At 66.6% G+C, this 16,982-nt stretch carries 15 protein-coding genes and 1 tRNA gene; 12 read left to right on the top strand and 4 right to left on the bottom strand.

Annotated features, from left to right (window positions below; translation table 11 throughout):
* The first annotated feature begins 25 nt into the window (after nt 1-25).
* The 3 genes from boxB to BPET_RS18120 all read left to right on the top strand — a co-directional run bounded on the left by boxB (nt 26) and on the right by BPET_RS18120 (nt 3,249).
* Nucleotides 26-1,453, top strand: coding sequence for a benzoyl-CoA 2,3-epoxidase subunit BoxB (boxB, locus tag BPET_RS18130; protein ID WP_012250468.1), 1,428 nt, complete (start codon nt 26-28; stop codon nt 1,451-1,453).
* A 17-nt stretch (nt 1,454-1,470) separates the two neighbouring features.
* Nucleotides 1,471-2,721: a benzoyl-CoA 2,3-epoxidase subunit BoxA gene (boxA, locus tag BPET_RS18125; protein WP_012250467.1), complete on the top strand. Its 1,251-nt coding sequence runs from the start codon at nt 1,471-1,473 to the stop codon at nt 2,719-2,721.
* Between the two features lie 84 nt (nt 2,722-2,805).
* Nucleotides 2,806-3,249 (top strand): MaoC family dehydratase, encoded by a 444-nt coding sequence (locus BPET_RS18120; RefSeq protein ID WP_012250466.1) that lies wholly within the window; start codon nt 2,806-2,808, stop codon nt 3,247-3,249.
* Between the two features lie 755 nt (nt 3,250-4,004).
* Here BPET_RS18120 and BPET_RS18115 read toward each other — a convergent pair.
* Both BPET_RS18115 and BPET_RS18110 read right to left on the bottom strand, forming a co-directional pair.
* Nucleotides 4,005-5,198 carry an acyl-CoA dehydrogenase gene (locus tag BPET_RS18115; RefSeq protein WP_012250465.1) on the bottom strand — a complete coding sequence of 398 codons (1,194 nt, stop codon included), beginning with the start codon at nt 5,196-5,198 and terminating at the stop codon, nt 4,005-4,007.
* Between the two features lie 57 nt (nt 5,199-5,255).
* A complete protein-coding gene (locus tag BPET_RS18110; RefSeq protein ID WP_012250464.1) occupies nt 5,256-6,947 on the bottom strand; it encodes a thiamine pyrophosphate-binding protein in 1,692 nt (563 codons plus the stop codon).
* Between the two features lie 119 nt (nt 6,948-7,066).
* Between BPET_RS18110 and BPET_RS18105 the strand changes: the two genes are divergently transcribed.
* The 7 genes from BPET_RS18105 (at nt 7,067) to BPET_RS18075 (ending at nt 13,987) form a co-directional block, all read left to right on the top strand.
* A complete protein-coding gene (locus BPET_RS18105; RefSeq protein WP_041863068.1) occupies nt 7,067-7,942 on the top strand; it encodes a LysR substrate-binding domain-containing protein in 876 nt (291 codons plus the stop codon).
* A gap of 46 nt (nt 7,943-7,988) precedes the next feature.
* Nucleotides 7,989-8,921 carry a site-specific tyrosine recombinase XerD gene (gene xerD, locus BPET_RS18100; RefSeq protein WP_012250462.1) on the top strand — a complete coding sequence of 311 codons (933 nt, stop codon included), beginning with the start codon at nt 7,989-7,991 and terminating at the stop codon, nt 8,919-8,921.
* A gap of 79 nt (nt 8,922-9,000) precedes the next feature.
* Nucleotides 9,001-9,489, top strand: coding sequence for a Cys-tRNA(Pro) deacylase (ybaK, locus tag BPET_RS18095; protein ID WP_012250461.1), 489 nt, complete (start codon nt 9,001-9,003; stop codon nt 9,487-9,489).
* 231 nt (nt 9,490-9,720) lie between these two features.
* Nucleotides 9,721-10,401, top strand: coding sequence for an iron-sulfur cluster repair protein YtfE (gene ytfE / locus BPET_RS18090; protein ID WP_012250460.1), 681 nt, complete (start codon nt 9,721-9,723; stop codon nt 10,399-10,401).
* Between the two features lie 29 nt (nt 10,402-10,430).
* Nucleotides 10,431-12,719, top strand: coding sequence for a nitric-oxide reductase large subunit (locus tag BPET_RS18085; RefSeq protein ID WP_012250459.1), 2,289 nt, complete (start codon nt 10,431-10,433; stop codon nt 12,717-12,719).
* Between the two features lie 182 nt (nt 12,720-12,901).
* Nucleotides 12,902-13,480: a DJ-1/PfpI family protein gene (locus BPET_RS18080; protein ID WP_041863066.1), complete on the top strand. Its 579-nt coding sequence runs from the start codon at nt 12,902-12,904 to the stop codon at nt 13,478-13,480.
* 123 nt (nt 13,481-13,603) lie between these two features.
* A complete protein-coding gene (locus BPET_RS18075) occupies nt 13,604-13,987 on the top strand; it encodes a ribbon-helix-helix domain-containing protein (RefSeq protein ID WP_012250457.1) in 384 nt (127 codons plus the stop codon).
* A gap of 15 nt (nt 13,988-14,002) precedes the next feature.
* On the opposite strand, the gene pbpG is transcribed toward BPET_RS18075, so the two are convergent.
* Complete coding sequence (gene pbpG, locus BPET_RS18070; protein ID WP_012250456.1) at nt 14,003-15,160, bottom strand: D-alanyl-D-alanine endopeptidase; 1,158 nt, start codon at nt 15,158-15,160, stop codon at nt 14,003-14,005.
* A gap of 164 nt (nt 15,161-15,324) precedes the next feature.
* Nucleotides 15,325-15,399: transfer RNA gene (locus tag BPET_RS18065), tRNA-Arg, on the bottom strand.
* Nucleotides 15,400-15,642: 243 nt separating this feature from the next.
* Here BPET_RS18065 and BPET_RS18060 point away from each other — a divergent pair.
* The gene (locus BPET_RS18060) at nt 15,643-16,842 is read left to right on the top strand and encodes an MFS transporter (protein WP_041863065.1); all 1,200 of its coding nucleotides are present in this window, start codon (nt 15,643-15,645) and stop codon (nt 16,840-16,842) included.
* A 3-nt stretch (nt 16,843-16,845) separates the two neighbouring features.
* Complete coding sequence (locus BPET_RS27465; RefSeq protein ID WP_269446927.1) at nt 16,846-16,980, top strand: hypothetical protein; 135 nt, start codon at nt 16,846-16,848, stop codon at nt 16,978-16,980.
* The last annotated feature ends 2 nt before the right edge of the window (nt 16,981-16,982 follow it).

Below are 16,982 nucleotides of genomic sequence, written 5' to 3'. Positions count from 1 at the left end.
CCACTTAGAGAGCGAGAGAGCAGACATGTCAGGCATCAACTACAGCGAAAAGATCCCCAACAACGTCAACCTGTCCGGCGACCGCGCCCTGCAGCGCGCGCTGGAACACTGGCAGCCCAACTACCTGCAATGGTGGCAGGACATGGGGCCCGACGGCTCGCACGGTTTCGACGTGTACCTGCGCACCGCCGTCAGCGTCGAGCCTGACGGCTGGGCGCATTTCGACCACGTGAAAATGCCGGACTACCGCTGGGGTATTTTCCTGGCCCCGCAGGACGGCCAGCGCAAGATCCATTTCGGTGAAAACCTGGGCCGCGACGTGTGGCAGGACGTGCCGGGCGAACACCGCGCCAACCTGCGCCGCATCATCGTCACCCAGGGCGATACCGAACCCGCGTCGATCGAGCAGCAGCGTCACCTGGGCATGACCGCGCCGTCGCAGTACGACCTGCGCAACCTGTTCCAGATCAACGTCGAAGAAGGCCGCCATCTGTGGGCCATGGTGTACCTGCTGCACCGCTACTTCGGCCGCGACGGCCGCGAAGAGGCGGACGCGCTGCTTGAACGCAGCTCGGGCGATGCCGACAACCCGCGCATCCTGGGCGCCTTCAATGAAAAAACGCCGGACTGGCTGGCGTTCTACATGTTCACCTACTTCACCGACCGCGACGGCAAGTTCCAGTTGTGCGCGCTGGCCGAGTCGGGCTTCGACCCGCTGGCCCGCACCACCAAGTTCATGCTGACCGAAGAGGCCCACCACATGTTCGTGGGCGAGTCGGGCGTGTCGCGCATCATCCAGCGCACCTGCGAAGTCATGAAGCAGCTCAAGACCGACGACCCCGCCACGGTGCGGGCCGCCGGCGTGATCGACCTGCCCACCATCCAGCGCTACCTGAATTTCCACTACAGCGTCACCATCGACCTGTTCGGCGCCGACCAATCGTCCAACGCGGCCATTTTCTACAGCTCGGGCCTGAAGGGCCGCTACGAAGAAGGCAAGCGCGCCGATGACCACCAGCTCAAGAACGACACCTATCGCGTGTTGAGCGTGGATGGCGGCAAGCTGCGCGAAATCGAAGTGCCCATGCTCAACGCGCTGAACGAAGTGCTGCGCGACGATTTCATCCGCGACTCCATGGCGGGAGTGGGGCGCTGGAACAAGGTTATCGAGAAAAGCGGGCTGCCGTTTCGCCTGTCGGTGCCGCACAAGGCGTTCAACCGCCAGATCGGCACGCTGGCCGGCATTCGCGTTGCGCCCGAAGGCGAAGTGCTCAGCGAATCGCAGTGGCAGGCCCACCGCGACAAGTGGCTACCCACAGCGCAAGACCGCGCCTTCGTGGCGTCGCTGATGGGCCGCGTGACCGAACCCGGCAAGTTCGCCAACTGGATCGCTCCGCCCGTGATGGGCGTGAACCGCCAGCCGGTGAACTTCGAGTACGTGCGCTTCAACTAAGGAACAGGAGCCCGGCAATGAACGCCCCCTTGCCGCCCGAAGTGCTCAAGCAGCACCTGATCGACCCCGAGATCTGCATCCGTTGCAATACGTGCGAAGAAACCTGCCCCATTGACGCCATCACGCACGACGGCAACAACTATGTGGTGGACCCGGACATCTGCAATGGCTGCATGGCCTGTGTGCCGCCGTGCCCCACCGGCTCGATCGACAATTGGCGGCTGGTGCTGCGCGCCGAAGCGTATAGCGTGCAAGAGCAATTTGGCTGGGACGAGCTGCCCGGCGAAAAGCCCTTGCAGCAGAGCGATGGCGCCGGCGCGGCGGATGGCGTCGCTACCGAAGCGGCCATGCCCGCGGCCGGCGCCCCCGATGCGCCGGCGGTGCAGCTGCCGGGCGCCAGCATCCCGCCGTGGTCGGCCGCGCATCCGTATGTGAACCTGTACACGCACAAGACGCCGGCTCTTGCCACGGTGGTGGGCAACTACCGGGTTACCGACGCGGATACCGATAGCGACATCCACCATATCGTGCTGGAATTCGGCAGCGTACCGTTTCCGGTGCTGGAAGGGCAGTCCATCGGCATTCTGCCCCCGGGCACCGATGCCCAGGGCCGCCCGCACCACGCCCGCCAATATTCGCTGGCCAGTCCGCGCGACGGCGAGCGGGCCGGCTACAACAACCTGTCGCTGACCGTGAAGCGCGTCACCGAAGACCACCAGGGCCAGCCGGCGCGCGGCGTCTGCTCGAACTATCTGTGCGACCTCGCGAAGAACGACACCGTGCAGGTCATCGGGCCGTTCGGCAACACGTTCCTGATGCCCAATCACGCGCGCGCCAACCTGATGATGATCTGCACCGGCACCGGCTCGGCCCCCATGCGCGCCATGACCGAGCGCTGCCGCCGCCGCATCGAGCGCGGCACCAACGGACGGCTGATGCTGTTCTTCGGCGCGCGCACGCAGCGCGAGCTGCCGTACTTCGGCCCGCTGATGAAGTTGCCGCGCGACTTCATCGACATCAACCTGGCGCTGTCGCGTGACGCCTCGCAGCCGCGCCGCTACGTGCAAGACCTGATCCGCGAGCGCGCCGCCGACGTGCTGGACCTGCTGGCCGACCCCAACACCTGTATTTATGTGTGCGGCCTGAAGGGTATGGAGTCAGGCGTGCTGGACGCCTTGCGCGACGTGGTCGTGCAAGCGGGCCAGGATTGGACTATCCTGCATGCTGCGTTGCGCCGCGAGGGGCGGCTGCATTTCGAAACCTACTAGCCGGCGCCGGCGCCGCCATGCGGCCCGCAGCGGCAAGATGCTCCGGCGTGCCCTGGCACGCCGGTTTCCATTCGAGAAGCCGACATGAAGTTCGCAGAATTCAAGGAAGGCATGCTGATCCACGCAGGCCCGGTCACCGTGACCGAAGCCGAGATGCTGCATTTTGCCCGCCAGTACGATCCGCAATGGTTCCACACCGACGTCGAGCGCGCCGCGCAGGGGCGCTGGGGCGGGTTGATCGCCAGCGGCTGGCACACCTGTGCCCTGGCCATGCGCATGGCGGTCGACGCCGCCCTGCACGATTCGGAATCGTTCGGTTCGCCCGGCCTGGGCGAGGTGCGCTGGCGCGTGCCGGTGCGCCCGGGCGACTCGCTGCGGCTGGAGGCGCGCGTGCAGGCGGTGCGCCGCTCGACCTCGCGTGCCGACCTGGGCATCATTTCGTGGAACTGGATCGTGCTGAACCAGCACGATGAAGCTGTGCTGGAACTCGACGCCACCAGCCTGTTCGACCTGGGCGAGGGCAGCTAGCCACGCCGCGCCCGGCGTGCATTCTAGTGTCGGGCTCCGCAGGTGCCTGACACCGCCATGTTTGGCGGCTGTCTTCGGCGGCTGTCTTTGGCGGCGGTCTCAAATGCACGGTGTCAGGCACCCTGACGGGAGCCAGACACCTGGGCCAGACCGCCCATGCGCCTGCTTAGCTGAACGCCTGAATGCCCGTCTGGGCGCGGCAGGATCAGGGCGTGCCGGCGCACCCTGGTGTCAGGCTCCGCAGGTGCCCGACACCGCCATGTTTGGCGGCTGTCTTTGGCGGCTGTCTTTGGCGGCGGTCTCAAATGCACGGTGTCAGGCACCCTGACGGGAGCCAGACACCTGGGACAGACCGCTGTGCGCCTGCTTAGCTGAACGCCTGAATGCCCGTCTGGGCGCGGCGGGATCAGCGTGCCGGCGCACCCTGGTGTCGGGCTCCGCAGGTGCCCGACACCGCCATGTTTAGCGGCTGTCTTTGGCGGCTGTCTTCGGCGGCGGTCTCAAATGCACGGTGTCAGGCACCCTGACGGGAGCCAGACACCTGGGATAGACCGCCTATGCGCCTGCTTAGCTGAACGCCTGAATGCCCGTCTGGGCGCGGCAGGATCAGGGCGTGCCGGCGCACCCTGGTGTCGGGCTCCGCAGGTGCCTGACACCGCCATGTTTAGCGGCTGTCTTTGGCGGCGGTCTCAAATGCACGGTGTCAGGCACCCTGACGGGAGCCAGACACCTGGGACAGACCGCTGTGCGCCTGCTTAGCTGAACGCCTGAATGCCCGTCTGGGCGCGGCCCAGGATCAGGGCGTGCACGTCGTGCGTGCCTTCGTAGGTGTTGACCACTTCCAGGTTCACCAGGTGGCGGGCCACGCCGAACTCGTCGGAAATGCCGTTGCCGCCCAGCATGTCGCGCGCCAGGCGCGCGATGTCCAGCGCCTTGCCGCACGAATTACGCTTCATGATCGACGTGATTTCCACGGCGGCCGTGCCTTCGTCTTTCATGCGGCCCAGGCGCAGGCAGCCCTGCAGGCCCAGGGTGATCTCGGTCTGCATGTCGGCCAGCTTTTTCTGGATGAGCTGGTTGGCGGCCAACGGGCGGCCGAATTGCTTGCGGTCCAGCGTGTACTGGCGCGCGGTGTGCCAGCAGGCTTCGGCCGCGCCCAGCGCACCCCAGGCAATGCCGTAGCGCGCCGAGTTCAGGCAGGTGAACGGGCCGCGCAGGCCGGACACGTCAGGCAACATCTGCTCGGCCGAGACTTCGACTTCGTCCATGACGATTTCGCCGGTAATCGAAGCGCGCAGGCCGACCTTGCCGTGGATGGCCGGAGCCGACAGGCCCTTCATGCCCTTTTCCAGGATGAAGCCGCGGATCTTGCCGTCGTAGTCGCCGCCCACGCACTTGGCCCACACCACGAACACGTCGGCGATGGGCGAGTTGGTGATCCACATCTTGTTGCCCGACAGCTTGTAGCCGCTGCCGGTCAGCACTGCGCGGGTTTCCATGCCGTTGGGGTCGGAGCCGTGGTTGGGCTCGGTCAGGCCGAAGCAGCCGATCCACTCGCCGCTGGCCAGCTTGGGCAGGTACTTCTGCTTTTGCGCTTCGCTGCCGAATTCATTAATGGGCACCATCACCAGCGACGACTGCACGCTCATCATGGAGCGATAGCCCGAGTCGATGCGTTCGACTTCGCGGGCGATCAGGCCGTAGCTGACGTAGTTCAGCCCGGCGCCGCCGTATTCGGTGGGAATGGTGGCGCCCAGCAGGCCCAGTTCGCCCATTTCGGCGAAGATCTTCGGGTCGGTCTGCTCGTTGCGGAAGGCGTTCAGCACGCGCGGCGCCAGCTTGTCTTGCGCGTAGGCCGCGGCGGCGTCGCGCACCATGCGCTCTTCGTCGGTGAGCTGCTGGTCGAGCAACAGCGGGTCTTGCCAGTGGAAAGAAGGATTCGAGGACATGGGCGGGTCTCCGGTATATGGGCAGAATAGAAATAAGGTAAGCGTCGCGTCGCCCGCTTACGGGCGGGCCTGCAGCGCCGCGTCGCGGATTTTTTCCAGCGTGGTCGACGGCGTGATGGTTTCAGGGTCGAGCAGGCAGTGCAGGATGGCCGGCTTGCCGCTGGCCAGCGCGCGCTCGAAAGCGGGCCCGAACTGGTCGGTGCTTTCGACCCGCTCGCCATGGCCGCCGAAGGCTTGCGCGTAGGCGGCGAAATCGGGGTTCTGCAGCGCCGTGGCCGATACGCGGCCCGGATAGTGCTTTTCCTGGTGCATGCGGATGGTGCCGTACATGCCGTTGTCGATCAGCACCACGATGATGGGCAGGCCGTACTGCACGGCGGTGGCGAACTCCTGGCCGTGCATCATGAAGCAGCCGTCGCCGGCGAAGCACACCACGGTTTTCTGGGGCTGCACCCGCTTGGCGCCCACGGCGGCAGGCAGGCCGTAGCCCATCGAGCCCGAGGTAGGCGCCAGCTGCGTGCCGTAGCGCGTGAAGCGATGAAAGCGGTGCAGCCAGGTGGCGTAGTTGCCAGCGCCGTTGGTCATGATGGCGTCGGCCGGCAGGGTGCGTTCCAGGTAGGCCATGACTTCGCCCATTTGCAGCGCCCCGGGCGTGCGCACGCGCGACGGGTCGCTCCAGTCCAGGTACGACTGGCGCAGCGCGGCCGTGCTGTCGGCCCAGGCGGGCTGGGCCGGGCCCTGCACCTCGGCCAGCGCGCGCGCGAAGGCGGCCGGCGACGTGTTGATGGCCAGCGTGGCGCGGTACACGCGGCCCAGTTCAGCGCTGTCGGGGTGCACGTGCACCAGCTTCTGGCGCGGCACCGGGATGTCCAGCAGCGTGTAGGCCTGGCTGGGGCTTTCCGACATGCGGCCGCCCACCAGCAGGATCAGGTCGGCGTCGGCCACGCGCTTGGCCAGCGCCGGGTTGATGCCCAGGCCCACGTCGCCGATGAAACACGGGTGGTCGGCCGGGAACAGCATCTGGCGGCGGAACGACACTGCCGTGGGCAGCGCCAGACGCTGCGCGAAATCGGCGAACTGGGCCACGGCTTCGGCGCTCCAGCGCGAGCCGCCCAGAATCGCCATGGGCGCCTTGGCCTGCGACAGCAACTGCTGCAGTTCGTCGAGCTGGCCGGCCGCGGGCGCCGTGTCGATGACTTCGTAGCGCGGCGCGTCGGCCACGGTGGCGGTCTCGGTCAGCATGTCTTCGGGCAGCGCGATCACCACGGGGCCGGGGCGGCCCGAGGTTGCGACGTGGAAGGCGCGCGACACCAGTTCGGGAATGCGCTCGACCTGGTCGATTTCGGTGACCCACTTGGCCTGCGTGCCGAATACGGCGCGGTAATCCATTTCCTGGAATGCTTCGCGCTCGCGCATGCCGCGCTCGATCTGGCCCACGAACAGGATCAGCGGGGTCGAGTCCTGCTTGGCGATGTGGATGCCGGCCAGGGCGTTGGCCGCGCCAGGGCCGCGCGTGACCATGCAGATGCCCGGCTCGCCGGTCAGCTTGCCATGGGCGTCGGCCATCATGGCGGCGCCGCCTTCCTGGCGGCACACGGTCACGTCGATCTGCGCGTCGTGCAGGCCGTCCAGCACGGCCAGGTAGCTTTCGCCCGGCACGCAGAACACATGCTTGACGCCGTGGGCGGCCAGCTGGTCGACCAGGATGTGCCCGCCCAGGCGGGGAGTGGAGGAAGTGGAAGTCGTCATAATCAGCCCGGATTCAAGCCGTCGAGGATAATGTTCCTGTGTTGCACAATGCAATTGATAAAATTGCACAATGTAGTGACCTGCCGGCACGTCGCCCCGCAGATAAACGTTATCTTCCCATGAGAAACGGCATCCCCAATCTCAGCGCCCTGCAGGCCTTCGAGGCGTCGGCCCGCCTGGGCAGCTTCTCGCGCGCTGCCGAAGAGCTGTCCCTGACCCACAGCGCCGTATACCGGCAGGTGGCCAGCCTCGAGGCCCGCCTGGGCGTGCAGCTGTTCACGCGGGTGCGCCGCCGCATCGTGCTGACCGAGCATGGCGCCGAATATGCCGGCCGCATTCGCCACCACCTGGACCAGATCGAAAAAGACACCTTTGGCCTGGTCAGCCGCACCGGCATGGGCCGCAGCATTCATATCGCGGTGCTGCCCACGCTGGCCACCACCTGGCTTATCCCGCGCCTGGCGGGCTTTCAGCGGCAGCATCCGGACATTACCGTCAGCCTGTCGGTGCGCACGCTGCCGTTCCAGTTCAAAGACCAGCCTTTCGATGGGGCGCTGTATCACGCCAGCGGCATCTGGCCCGGCACGCAGGGCGTGTTGCTGTTTCCCGAAAAAGAACTGGTGCCGGTCTGCGCGCCACACCTGCCGCGCCGCGCCGAAGACGGGCTGGCGGGCCTGACCCACCTGCACCTGAGTTCGCGCCCCGACGCCTGGCGCCAGTGGTACGGCGCCAACCGGCAGGCCTACGGCCCGCAGGCGGCGGGCGGGCCGCGCTACGAGCTGTTCACCATGATGCTGGCGGCTGTGCAGGCCGGGCTGGGCGTGGGGCTGGTGCCGCACTTCCTGGCCCAGCCCGCGCTGCAGGCGGGCGAGCTGGTGCAGCCGGTGCCCCAGGTGCTGGCCGTGGGGCAGGGCTATTACTTCGGCTATCCGCAGCGCGACGAGCGTTCCGAAGCGCTGCGCACGTTCGAAGCCTGGTTGAAGTCGTCTGTATAGCCCGTAGAATCAGCGCTCGTGCCGCTCCTGTTCCTCATCGCCAAGCATGCCTAGCGCCGACCCCCTGGCCTCGCAAGCCGACATCGATGCCTTCATCGACGCCGTCTGGCTCGAAGACGGCCTGGCCGCCAACACGCTGGCGGCGTACCGGCGCGACCTCTCCGCCTTTGCCCGCTGGCTGGAAACTCCCGCCGAGCATGGCGGCGCCGCCACGGCGAGCCTGCTGCGCGACGCGGGCACCGGGGACATCGAAGCCTGGTTCGCGGCGCGCCACGCCGACAGCCGGGCCACCACGGCCAACCGCCGCCTGGCGGCGCTGCGACGGTTCTATGCCTGGGCGCTGCGCGAGCATCGCACCGGGCACGATCCCTGCCTGACCCTCAGCGCGGCCAAACAGCCGCCCCGCATGCCCAAGACGCTGTCCGAAGCGCAAGTCGACGCGCTGCTGCGTGCGCCCGACCTGAACACGGCGCGCGGCCTGCGCGACCGGGCCATGCTCGAAACTCTGTACGCCACCGGCCTGCGCGTGTCCGAGCTGGTGAACATCAAGGTGCTCGAGGTCAGCCTGAACGAGGGCGTGGTGCGCGTCGTGATGGGCAAGGGCGGCAAAGACCGGCTGGTGCCGCTGGGCGCCGAAGCCGCGCACTGGATCGACCGCTATCTGAAAGAGGCGCGGCCCGACCTGGCCGGCGCGCGCGTCAGCGACGCGCTGTTTCTTACCGCCCGCGCGCAGCCCATGACGCGCCAGGCGTTCTGGCAGCTCATCAAGAAATACGCCGTGGTGTCCGGCGTGCGCGCGCCGCTGTCGCCGCACGTGCTGCGCCACGCCTTCGCCACGCACCTGCTCAATCATGGCGCCGACCTGCGCGTGGTGCAGATGCTGTTGGGCCACGCCGATATTTCCACCACGCAAATCTACACGCACGTGGCGCGCGAGCGCCTGAAGGCGCTGCACGCCGCGCACCATCCGCGCGCCTGACCCGCGTTGCGCGCCCGGCGGCCGCTGCCTACACTACCGGCTTTTCCGATCGCCGCCACGCGGCCCGCCCGGCAAAACCATGAGCAAAGCCCGCCACGTTTCCGAAACGCCCGCCACCCAGATGCTGAAGCGGCACAAGGTGGCGTATACCGAACACACGTACGACTACGTCGAGCACGGCGGCGCCGGCGAGGCCGCGCGCCAGCTGGGGCTGGACCCGCACGCGGTGGTCAAGACGCTCATCATGGAAGACGAGGCCGCGCGGCCGCTGGTGGTGGTCATGCATGGCGACCGCGAAGTTTCCACCAAGAACCTGGCGCGCCAGGCCGGCCTGAAAAAGGTCGCGCCCTGCCATCCTGAAGTCGCGCAGCGGCATTCCGGCTACCAGGTCGGCGGCACATCGCCGTTCGGCACGCGCAAGCGCATGCCGGTGTGGGTCGAGGCCCAGGTGCTGGAATACCCCGTCGTGTACATCAATGGCGGGCGGCGTGGCTACCTGATCGGCATCGACCCCAAGGTGCTGGTCAGCCTGCTGGACGCGCGGCCCGTGTCGGTGGCGCTGGAATAATCGTCCTTCAATCCTGGCCTGCCGATGGCCTGCCTGCCTGCCGCATGGCGCTGCCGGGCAATACAGTTGCAATCCGGAATTAAGGTTATTTTTACCCTATAAGGGTATTAAAAACCTTGATTCGGCAAGGTATTTAATACCCTTTGAAAAATAAGTTATTGAAATAACGGTAAATTTCCCTGGCACGATTCTCGCATCAATAGCGGTATCCATACGCGAGAGGAGTGCTTCATGGATCTGATAGACCGGCCGCTTGGCCAGTTGGCGCGCACCATCCCGGGCGCCACCCGAGTTTTCCACGAATACAACCTGGACTTCTGTTGCGGCGGCAAGCAGAGTCTGCGTCAGGCCGCCGAGCAGAAAGCGCTTGATCCGGCCGCGATCGAAGGCCGCCTGCTGGCCCTCGGCTCTGGTGACGGCGACAGCCGCGACTGGACCCGGTCGAGTCCGGCGGAGCTTATCGACCACATTCTGGTCCGCTACCACGACCGGCACCGCGAGCAACTTCCCGAACTGATCCGCCTGTCCAGCAAGGTCGAGCAGGTGCATGGCGACCGCGCGGACTGCCCCGTGGGGCTGGCCGACTTGTTGCGCGGCATGCAGCAGGAGCTCGAAAGCCACATGCGCAAAGAAGAGCAGGTGCTGTTCCCGCTGCTGGCGCGCGGCCACGCCGCGATGGCGGAAGGCCCCATCACCGTCATGCGCATGGAGCACGACGACCACGGGCAGGCCCTGCAGGCGCTGGCGGCGCTGACGCACGACATCACCTTGCCGCGCGCGGCGTGCAACACCTGGCGGGCCTTGTACCTGGGGCTGGCCGCCTTCCGTGCAGACCTGATGGAGCACATCCATCTCGAAAACAACATTCTCTTCGAAGACGCGTTCCAGGCCGCCGTGCCGCAGGACGCCTGACTCCGCGCCACATTCAAACGAGCATTCTCATGGGCCCATACCGCAAACTCTGGTTCACCCTGATCGCCGTGCTGGCGGTGACTTTCTCATTGCTGGGCTATTACGGCGCCGACGTCTATCGGCAGGCGCCGCCCATACCCCAGCAGGTCCGCGTCGCCGACGGCGCCACGCTGTTCACGCAGGAAGACATACTCGACGGCCAGACTGCCTGGCAGTCAGTCGGCGGCATGCAGCTCGGTTCCATCTGGGGGCACGGCGCCTACCAGGCGCCCGACTGGACCGCCGACTGGCTGCACCGCGAATTGACCGCCTGGCTGGATCTGGCCGCGCAGGCGCGCTATGGCGCGCCGTACGCCACGCTGGACACGCCGCGCCAGGCCGGGCTGCGCGAAGAACTGCGCGCGGAATACCGCGCCAACCGCGCCGACCCCGACACCGGCGTACTGACGGTGTCGCCGCGCCGCGCCCAAGCCATGGCCGAGACGGCGGCGTACTACCAGCGCCTGTTCTCCGACGCGCCCGAGCTTCAGAAAAGCCGCGAGCACTTCGCCATGAAGGAGAACACCTTGCCCAGCGCCGAGCGCCGCACCGCGCTGACGCAGTTCTTTTTCTGGACGGCCTGGGCGGCCGCGACCGAACGGCCGGGCCACGAGGTGACCTACACCAACAACTGGCCGCACGAACCACTGATCGGCAACCATCCCAGCAGTGAAAACATCATCTGGTCGATCGTCAGCGTCATCGTGCTGCTGGCGGGCGTGGGTTTCCTGGTGTGGGCCTGGGCGTTCCTGCACAAGCACGAGGAGCCGCTGCCGGCGCCAGCCGCGCGCGACCCGCTCACCACCTTCGCCCTGACGCCATCGCAGCGGTCGCTGGGCAAGTATCTTTTCCTGGTGGTGGCGCTGTTCGTGTTTCAGGTCTTCATCGGCGGCTTCACGGCGCACTACACGGTCGAAGGCCAGAAGTTCTACGGCGTGGATGTTTCCCAGTGGTTCCCGTATGCGCTGATGCGCACCTGGCACATCCAGGCGGCCTTGTTCTGGATAGCCACGGGCTTCCTGGCCGCCGGACTGTTCCTGGCGCCGCTGATCAACGGCGGCAAAGATCCCAAATACCAGAAGCTGGGCGTGGACATTCTGTTCTGGGCCCTGGTCGTGGTCGTGGTCGGCTCGTTTGTCGGCAACTACCTGGCTATCGCACAGCTCATGCCGGCGCATTGGAACTTCTGGCTCGGGCACCAGGGCTACGAATACGTGGATCTCGGGCGCCTGTGGCAGATCGGCAAGTTCGCCGGCATCGCGTTCTGGCTGGTGCTGATGGTGCGCGGCATCGCGCCCGCGCTCAAGACGCCGGGCACCGACAAGAACCTGCTGGCGCTGCTCACCGCGTCGGTAGTGGCCATCGGGCTCTTTTACGGGGCTGGCCTGTTCTACGGCGAGCGCACCAACCTGTCGGTGATGGAGTACTGGCGCTGGTGGGTGGTGCACCTGTGGGTCGAAGGGTTCTTCGAGGTGTTCGCCACCACCGGACTGGCATTCATCTTCTCGACGCTGGGCCTGGTGTCGCGCCGCATGGCCACCACCGCCAGTCTCGCGTCGGCGTCGCTCTTCATGCTGGGCGGCATTCCGGGCACGTTCCACCACCTGTATTTCGCGGGCACCACTACGCCGGTCATGGCGGTGGGCGCGAGCTTCTCGGCGCTGGAGGTGGTGCCGCTCATCGTGCTGGGCCACGAGGCCTGGGAAAACTGGCGTCTTGGCGCGCGCGCGCCCTGGATGGCGAACCTGAAGTGGCCGCTCATGTGCTTCGTGGCGGTGGCTTTCTGGAACATGCTGGGCGCGGGGGTCTTCGGCTTCATGATCAATCCGCCGATTTCGCTGTACTACATCCAGGGCTTGAACACCACGCCCGTGCATGCCCATGCCGCGCTCTTCGGGGTCTATGGCTTCCTGGCCCTGGGCTTCACGCTGCTGGTGCTGCGCTACGTGCGGCCGCAGTACGCGCTTCGGCCGGGCCTCATGAAAACGGCGTTCTGGGGGCTGAACCTGGGCTTGGTGCTGATGATCTTCACGAGCCTGTTGCCAGTGGGGTTCATCCAGTTCCACGCCAGCGTCAGCCAAGGGCTGTGGTACGCCCGCAGCGAGGCCTTCATGCAGCAGGACATCCTGCAGACCCTGCGCTGGGTGCGCACGTTCGGCGATGTGGTGTTCATTGTCGGCGCGGTGTCCATGGCGCTGCAGGTGGTGCTGGGCCTGCTGGACCGGCCTCGCGCGCCGGCGCAGCCCCGCGTGCCCGCGGTGGCGGAGGCCGGCCGTTGATCCGGCCAGCCGCGCCGGCGAGGTATTCCGTTGTTACCCGCCGCGCGCCTGCCTGCCGCACAATGGTCAGGCAGGCGCGCGGGCCGGCGTGTCGCGCCCCGCGCCCCAGGCTTGCGGCTTGCTGCAAGCCTGCCGCCGCCGGCGCGCGGCGCTTGCTCAACGATCACAACCAGGAGACCGACATGGCCAAGAAACTGCTGATGCTGGTGGGCGATTACGCCGAAGACTACGAAACCATGGTGCCGTTCCAGACGTTGCTGGCGGTGGGGCATACGGTGCACGCGGTGTGCCCCGGCAAGAAGGCCGGCGACAGCGTGGCCACCGCCATCCACGATTTCGAAGGCGCGCAGACCTACAGCGAAAAGCGCGGCCACAATTTCGCGCTGAACCACGACTTTGAACAGGTCGAGGCCGACGCCTACGACGGCCTGGTCATTCCGGGCGGGCGCGCGCCCGAATACCTGCGCCTGAACGAACGGGTGCTGGAAATCGTGCGCCAGTTCGACCGCGCCGGCAAGCCTATTGCCGCGGTCTGCCATGGCGCGCAACTGTTGGCGGCCGCGGGCATCCTGCAAGGCCGCACCTGCTCGGCCTACCCGGCCTGCGCGCCCGAAGTCCGGCTGGCGGGCGGCACCTACGCCGAAGTCGCCATGGACCAGGCCCACACCGACGGCAACCTGGTCACCGCGCCCGCCTGGCCCGCCCACCCGGCCTGGCTCGCGCAATTCCTCAAGGTGCTGGGTACCACCATCACGCATTGACGGGCCGGAGCGCTCGCTTCACAGGAGCCATACACCCGCTGGATGTCGGGCTCCTGCCAAGGCGCCTTGCCGCGGGCACCGCGTTGGCCGTACAGTGAAGCTCGCTAAACCGGAGCCGCCGCCATGTGCGAAATCTTCATCCGCGCCCATCCCGATTCTTATACTTCCGATACCCGCTCGCTGCGCCTGCATGGGGTAGCCACCAGCGTGCGGCTCGAGCGCCTGTTCTGGTCCGTGCTGGAAGAAATCGCCGCCCGCGACGGCATGCGCGTCAATCAGCTGATCGAGCGCCTGTACGACGAACTGGTCGAATACCGCGGCGAGGCCGCGAATTTCACGTCGTTCCTGCGGGTGTGCTGCCTGCGCTATGAACTGCTGCAGGCCGATGGCCGCATTCCCACCGATGCCACGGTGCCGATACGATCACTGGATTCCCGCGCGGTCTTGGCGGGGTTGTCGAACGAATTGCACGATGGGGGCGCGCTGCCGCGCCGCGCGGCCGCCTGAGCGGGCGGCCCGCGCCTACAGCATTGCCATCGCCACGTCGCTTTGCAGGATGCGCCGCAGGCGCACCGCATCGCCGATGCGCGACAGCTTGCCTTGCGAGTCCAGCAGCACCATGGCCACGTCGCGGCCATTGATGCGCGCCAGCATCACCAGGCACTCGCCCGCCTCATTGATGTAACCCGTCTTGGACACCTTGATGTCCCAATCGGGCTTGCGCACCAGCAGGTTGGTGTTGCGGAACACCTGCGTGCGGTTGGCAACGTCCACTTCGTACTGGTCGTCGGTGGAATAGCGGTGGATCAGCGGGCGTTGCGAGGCCGCGCGCAGCAGGCGCGCCAGGTCGCGCGGCGACGACACATTCTGGCTGGACAGGCCGGTGGGTTCGATGAAGTGCGTGCTGGTCATGCCCAGCGCGCGGGCCTTGTGGTTCATGGCCTCGACAAACGCAGGCAGCCCGCCCGGGTAATTTCGGCCCAGCGCATGCGCCGCGCGGTTTTCCGATGACATCAGGGCCAGGTGCAGCATGTCGCCACGGCTCAGGCGCGTGCCCACCACCAGGCGCGACGAGGTGTGCTTCAGGGTGTCGACGTCGTCGTCGGTGATTTCCAGCATCTGGTCCATGGGCTGGTTGGCATCCACCACCACCAGCGCCGTCATCAGCTTGGAAATCGAGGCGATGGGCCGGACCACGTTGTCGTTCTTGGCGAACAGCACCGTCGAGGTTTCCAGGTCTTGCACGTAGGCAGTGCTGGAGCGCAGCGCCTCGATCTCGGCGCGCACCGAGGCGGCCGGCGGCGGCAGGGCTGCGGCGCTGGCGCGTCGCGCCTTGCTCTTGTGTGCCGTACGGGGCGTCCGGGATGCCGCTTTTTTCTTGGATGCCGTCTTTTTCGAGGCGGTTTTCTTTAAAGCGGTTTTGGTTGAAGCGGATTTCTTGGCCGTGGCCTTGCCAGATGCCTTGGCCGTGGACTTCTTGCGGGTGGTTTTGCTGGTGGCCTTGGCCGTGGATTTTTTTGCCGCCTGGGCCTTGGCTGCCTTGCACGCCGCCGATTTGGCGCTGGCCTTGCAGGGATCGGTGGACTTGGCTGCATGCGCCGCGCCCGGCAGCAGGGTGCCCAGCGTCAGCGCCAGGGGCACCAGGGCAGCCGCGAGGGCGCGTTTCCAGAGAAAAACCATAGAACGAGCAGGGCAAAAGAGACGCGCGACCGGAAAACGGCCAGGGATGGCTTGAGCGGAGCCGGGAAAAACGAGATGAATTATAGACTTACGTGCAGAATTTAAACAGCTTTTTCAACTGTTGGGCAAGCACGCGATTGCAACAGACGGGGGAATGGGCGCAATGGCCTCGCCGGGTGGAATCGAACCACCAATTGACCCTTAGGAGGGGCCGGTTATATCCATTTAACTACGGCGAGGTGCAAGCACGCCCTCGAAGCGCTACGCGTGCAGGCTGGCGAGTCCCCAGTGCTGTAACACACTGATGACAAAGTGCATTGTGCGCCGTGACAGCCACGGCGGCGGGGCTTTGCAAGTGCGAAATTCTAGCATCGGCTCGCAAGGGGCATCGGCGCCCCGCAGACTTGTATATCATGTGCTGTTCCGTCCCCCCGGCGCGCCGCTATGCGCCCGGGGCGTCCATTCCCTCGCAGGCAGGCCAGATGTCCGACTCGCCATCCATTTCTTTGCGTACCGTGCTGCTTGGCACCCTGGTCGTGCTGCTCGCCATGGGCGTGCGGGCCACCTTCGGCCTGTTCATGCAGCCCATGGGTCTGGCCCAGGGCTGGGGGCGCGACGTGTTTTCCATGGCGTTCGCCTTGCAGAACCTGGTGTGGGGCGCGGCCAGCATCCTGATGGGCATGCTCGCCGACCGCTACGGCTCGGGCCGCACCGTGGCGCTGGGCGCGCTGCTGTACATGGCCGGCATGATCGGCACGCGCTTCGCCACCGGCGAATTCAGCTTGTACCTGACCGCCGGCCTGCTGGTGGGGCTGGGCCAGGCAGGCACCACTTTCCCGGTGATCCTGCCCGTGGTGGCGCGCTCGGTGCCGGCGGCCTACCGCAGCACCGCAATGGGCATTGCCAGCGCCGGCGGGTCGATGGGGCAATTCCTGGTGGTGCCGGCCGGGCAACTGCTGATCACGGGCCTTGACTGGACCGGCGCGCTCTGGGCGCTGTCGCTGCTGGTGGCGGCGGGCATGCCGCTGGCGTATTTTCTGCGCGGCAAGCCCAGTGCGCATGCCGGCGGCCAGTCATTGTCGTCGGCGGTGCGGCAGGCGATGCGGCATCCCTCATTCCATTTCCTGTACGGCAGCTATTTCGTCTGCGGCTTCCATACCGCGTTCATTACGCTGCACCTGCCGGCCTTCGTGGTCGACGGCGGACTCAATGCCAGCCACGGCGCCACGGCCATTGCCCTGATCGGCCTGTTCAATGTGCTGGGCTCGTTCTACGCCGGCAAGCTGGGTGGGCGCCACAGCAAGAAGCTGCTGCTGGCGGGCGTGTACGGCCTGCGCGCCTTCGGCATGCTGTTGCTGCTGGCGCTACCGCTGTCGCCCTGGGTGCTGTACGCCTTCGCCGCCTGGATGGGCCTGTTCTGGCTGGGCACCGTGCCGCTCACGCAGGGCCTCATCGGACAGATCTACGGGCTGCGCTATGCCGCCACGCTGTCGGGCATTGCCTTCCTGGGCCACCAGGTGGGCAGCTTCATCGGAGTGTGGCTGGGCGGCTATGTGTACGCCAGCACGGGCAATTACGACCTGATGTGGTGGATCGGCGTGGCTCTGGCCGTGGCCGCCGCGCTGCTGTGCCTGCCGGTGCGCGAGCAGCCGCTCGAACAGCCCGTGCCCCAGGGAGCCTGACTCGTGGCGCGCCGCACTTTCTGGCGCATCGCGGGCGGCGTCGCCCTGGCCGCCGTGCTGGCGCTCGGGTTCCTGGGCTATACCCAGCCCGAACTGCGCATCAACTGGGAAACCGTGGCCGCCTTGTGCGGCTTCTGAAA

The sequence above is a fragment of the Bordetella petrii genome (genome assembly GCF_000067205.1).
GTDB lineage: Bacteria > Pseudomonadota > Gammaproteobacteria > Burkholderiales > Burkholderiaceae_B > Bordetella_A > Bordetella_A petrii.
This window is presented reverse-complemented; position numbering and strand designations above follow the sequence as displayed.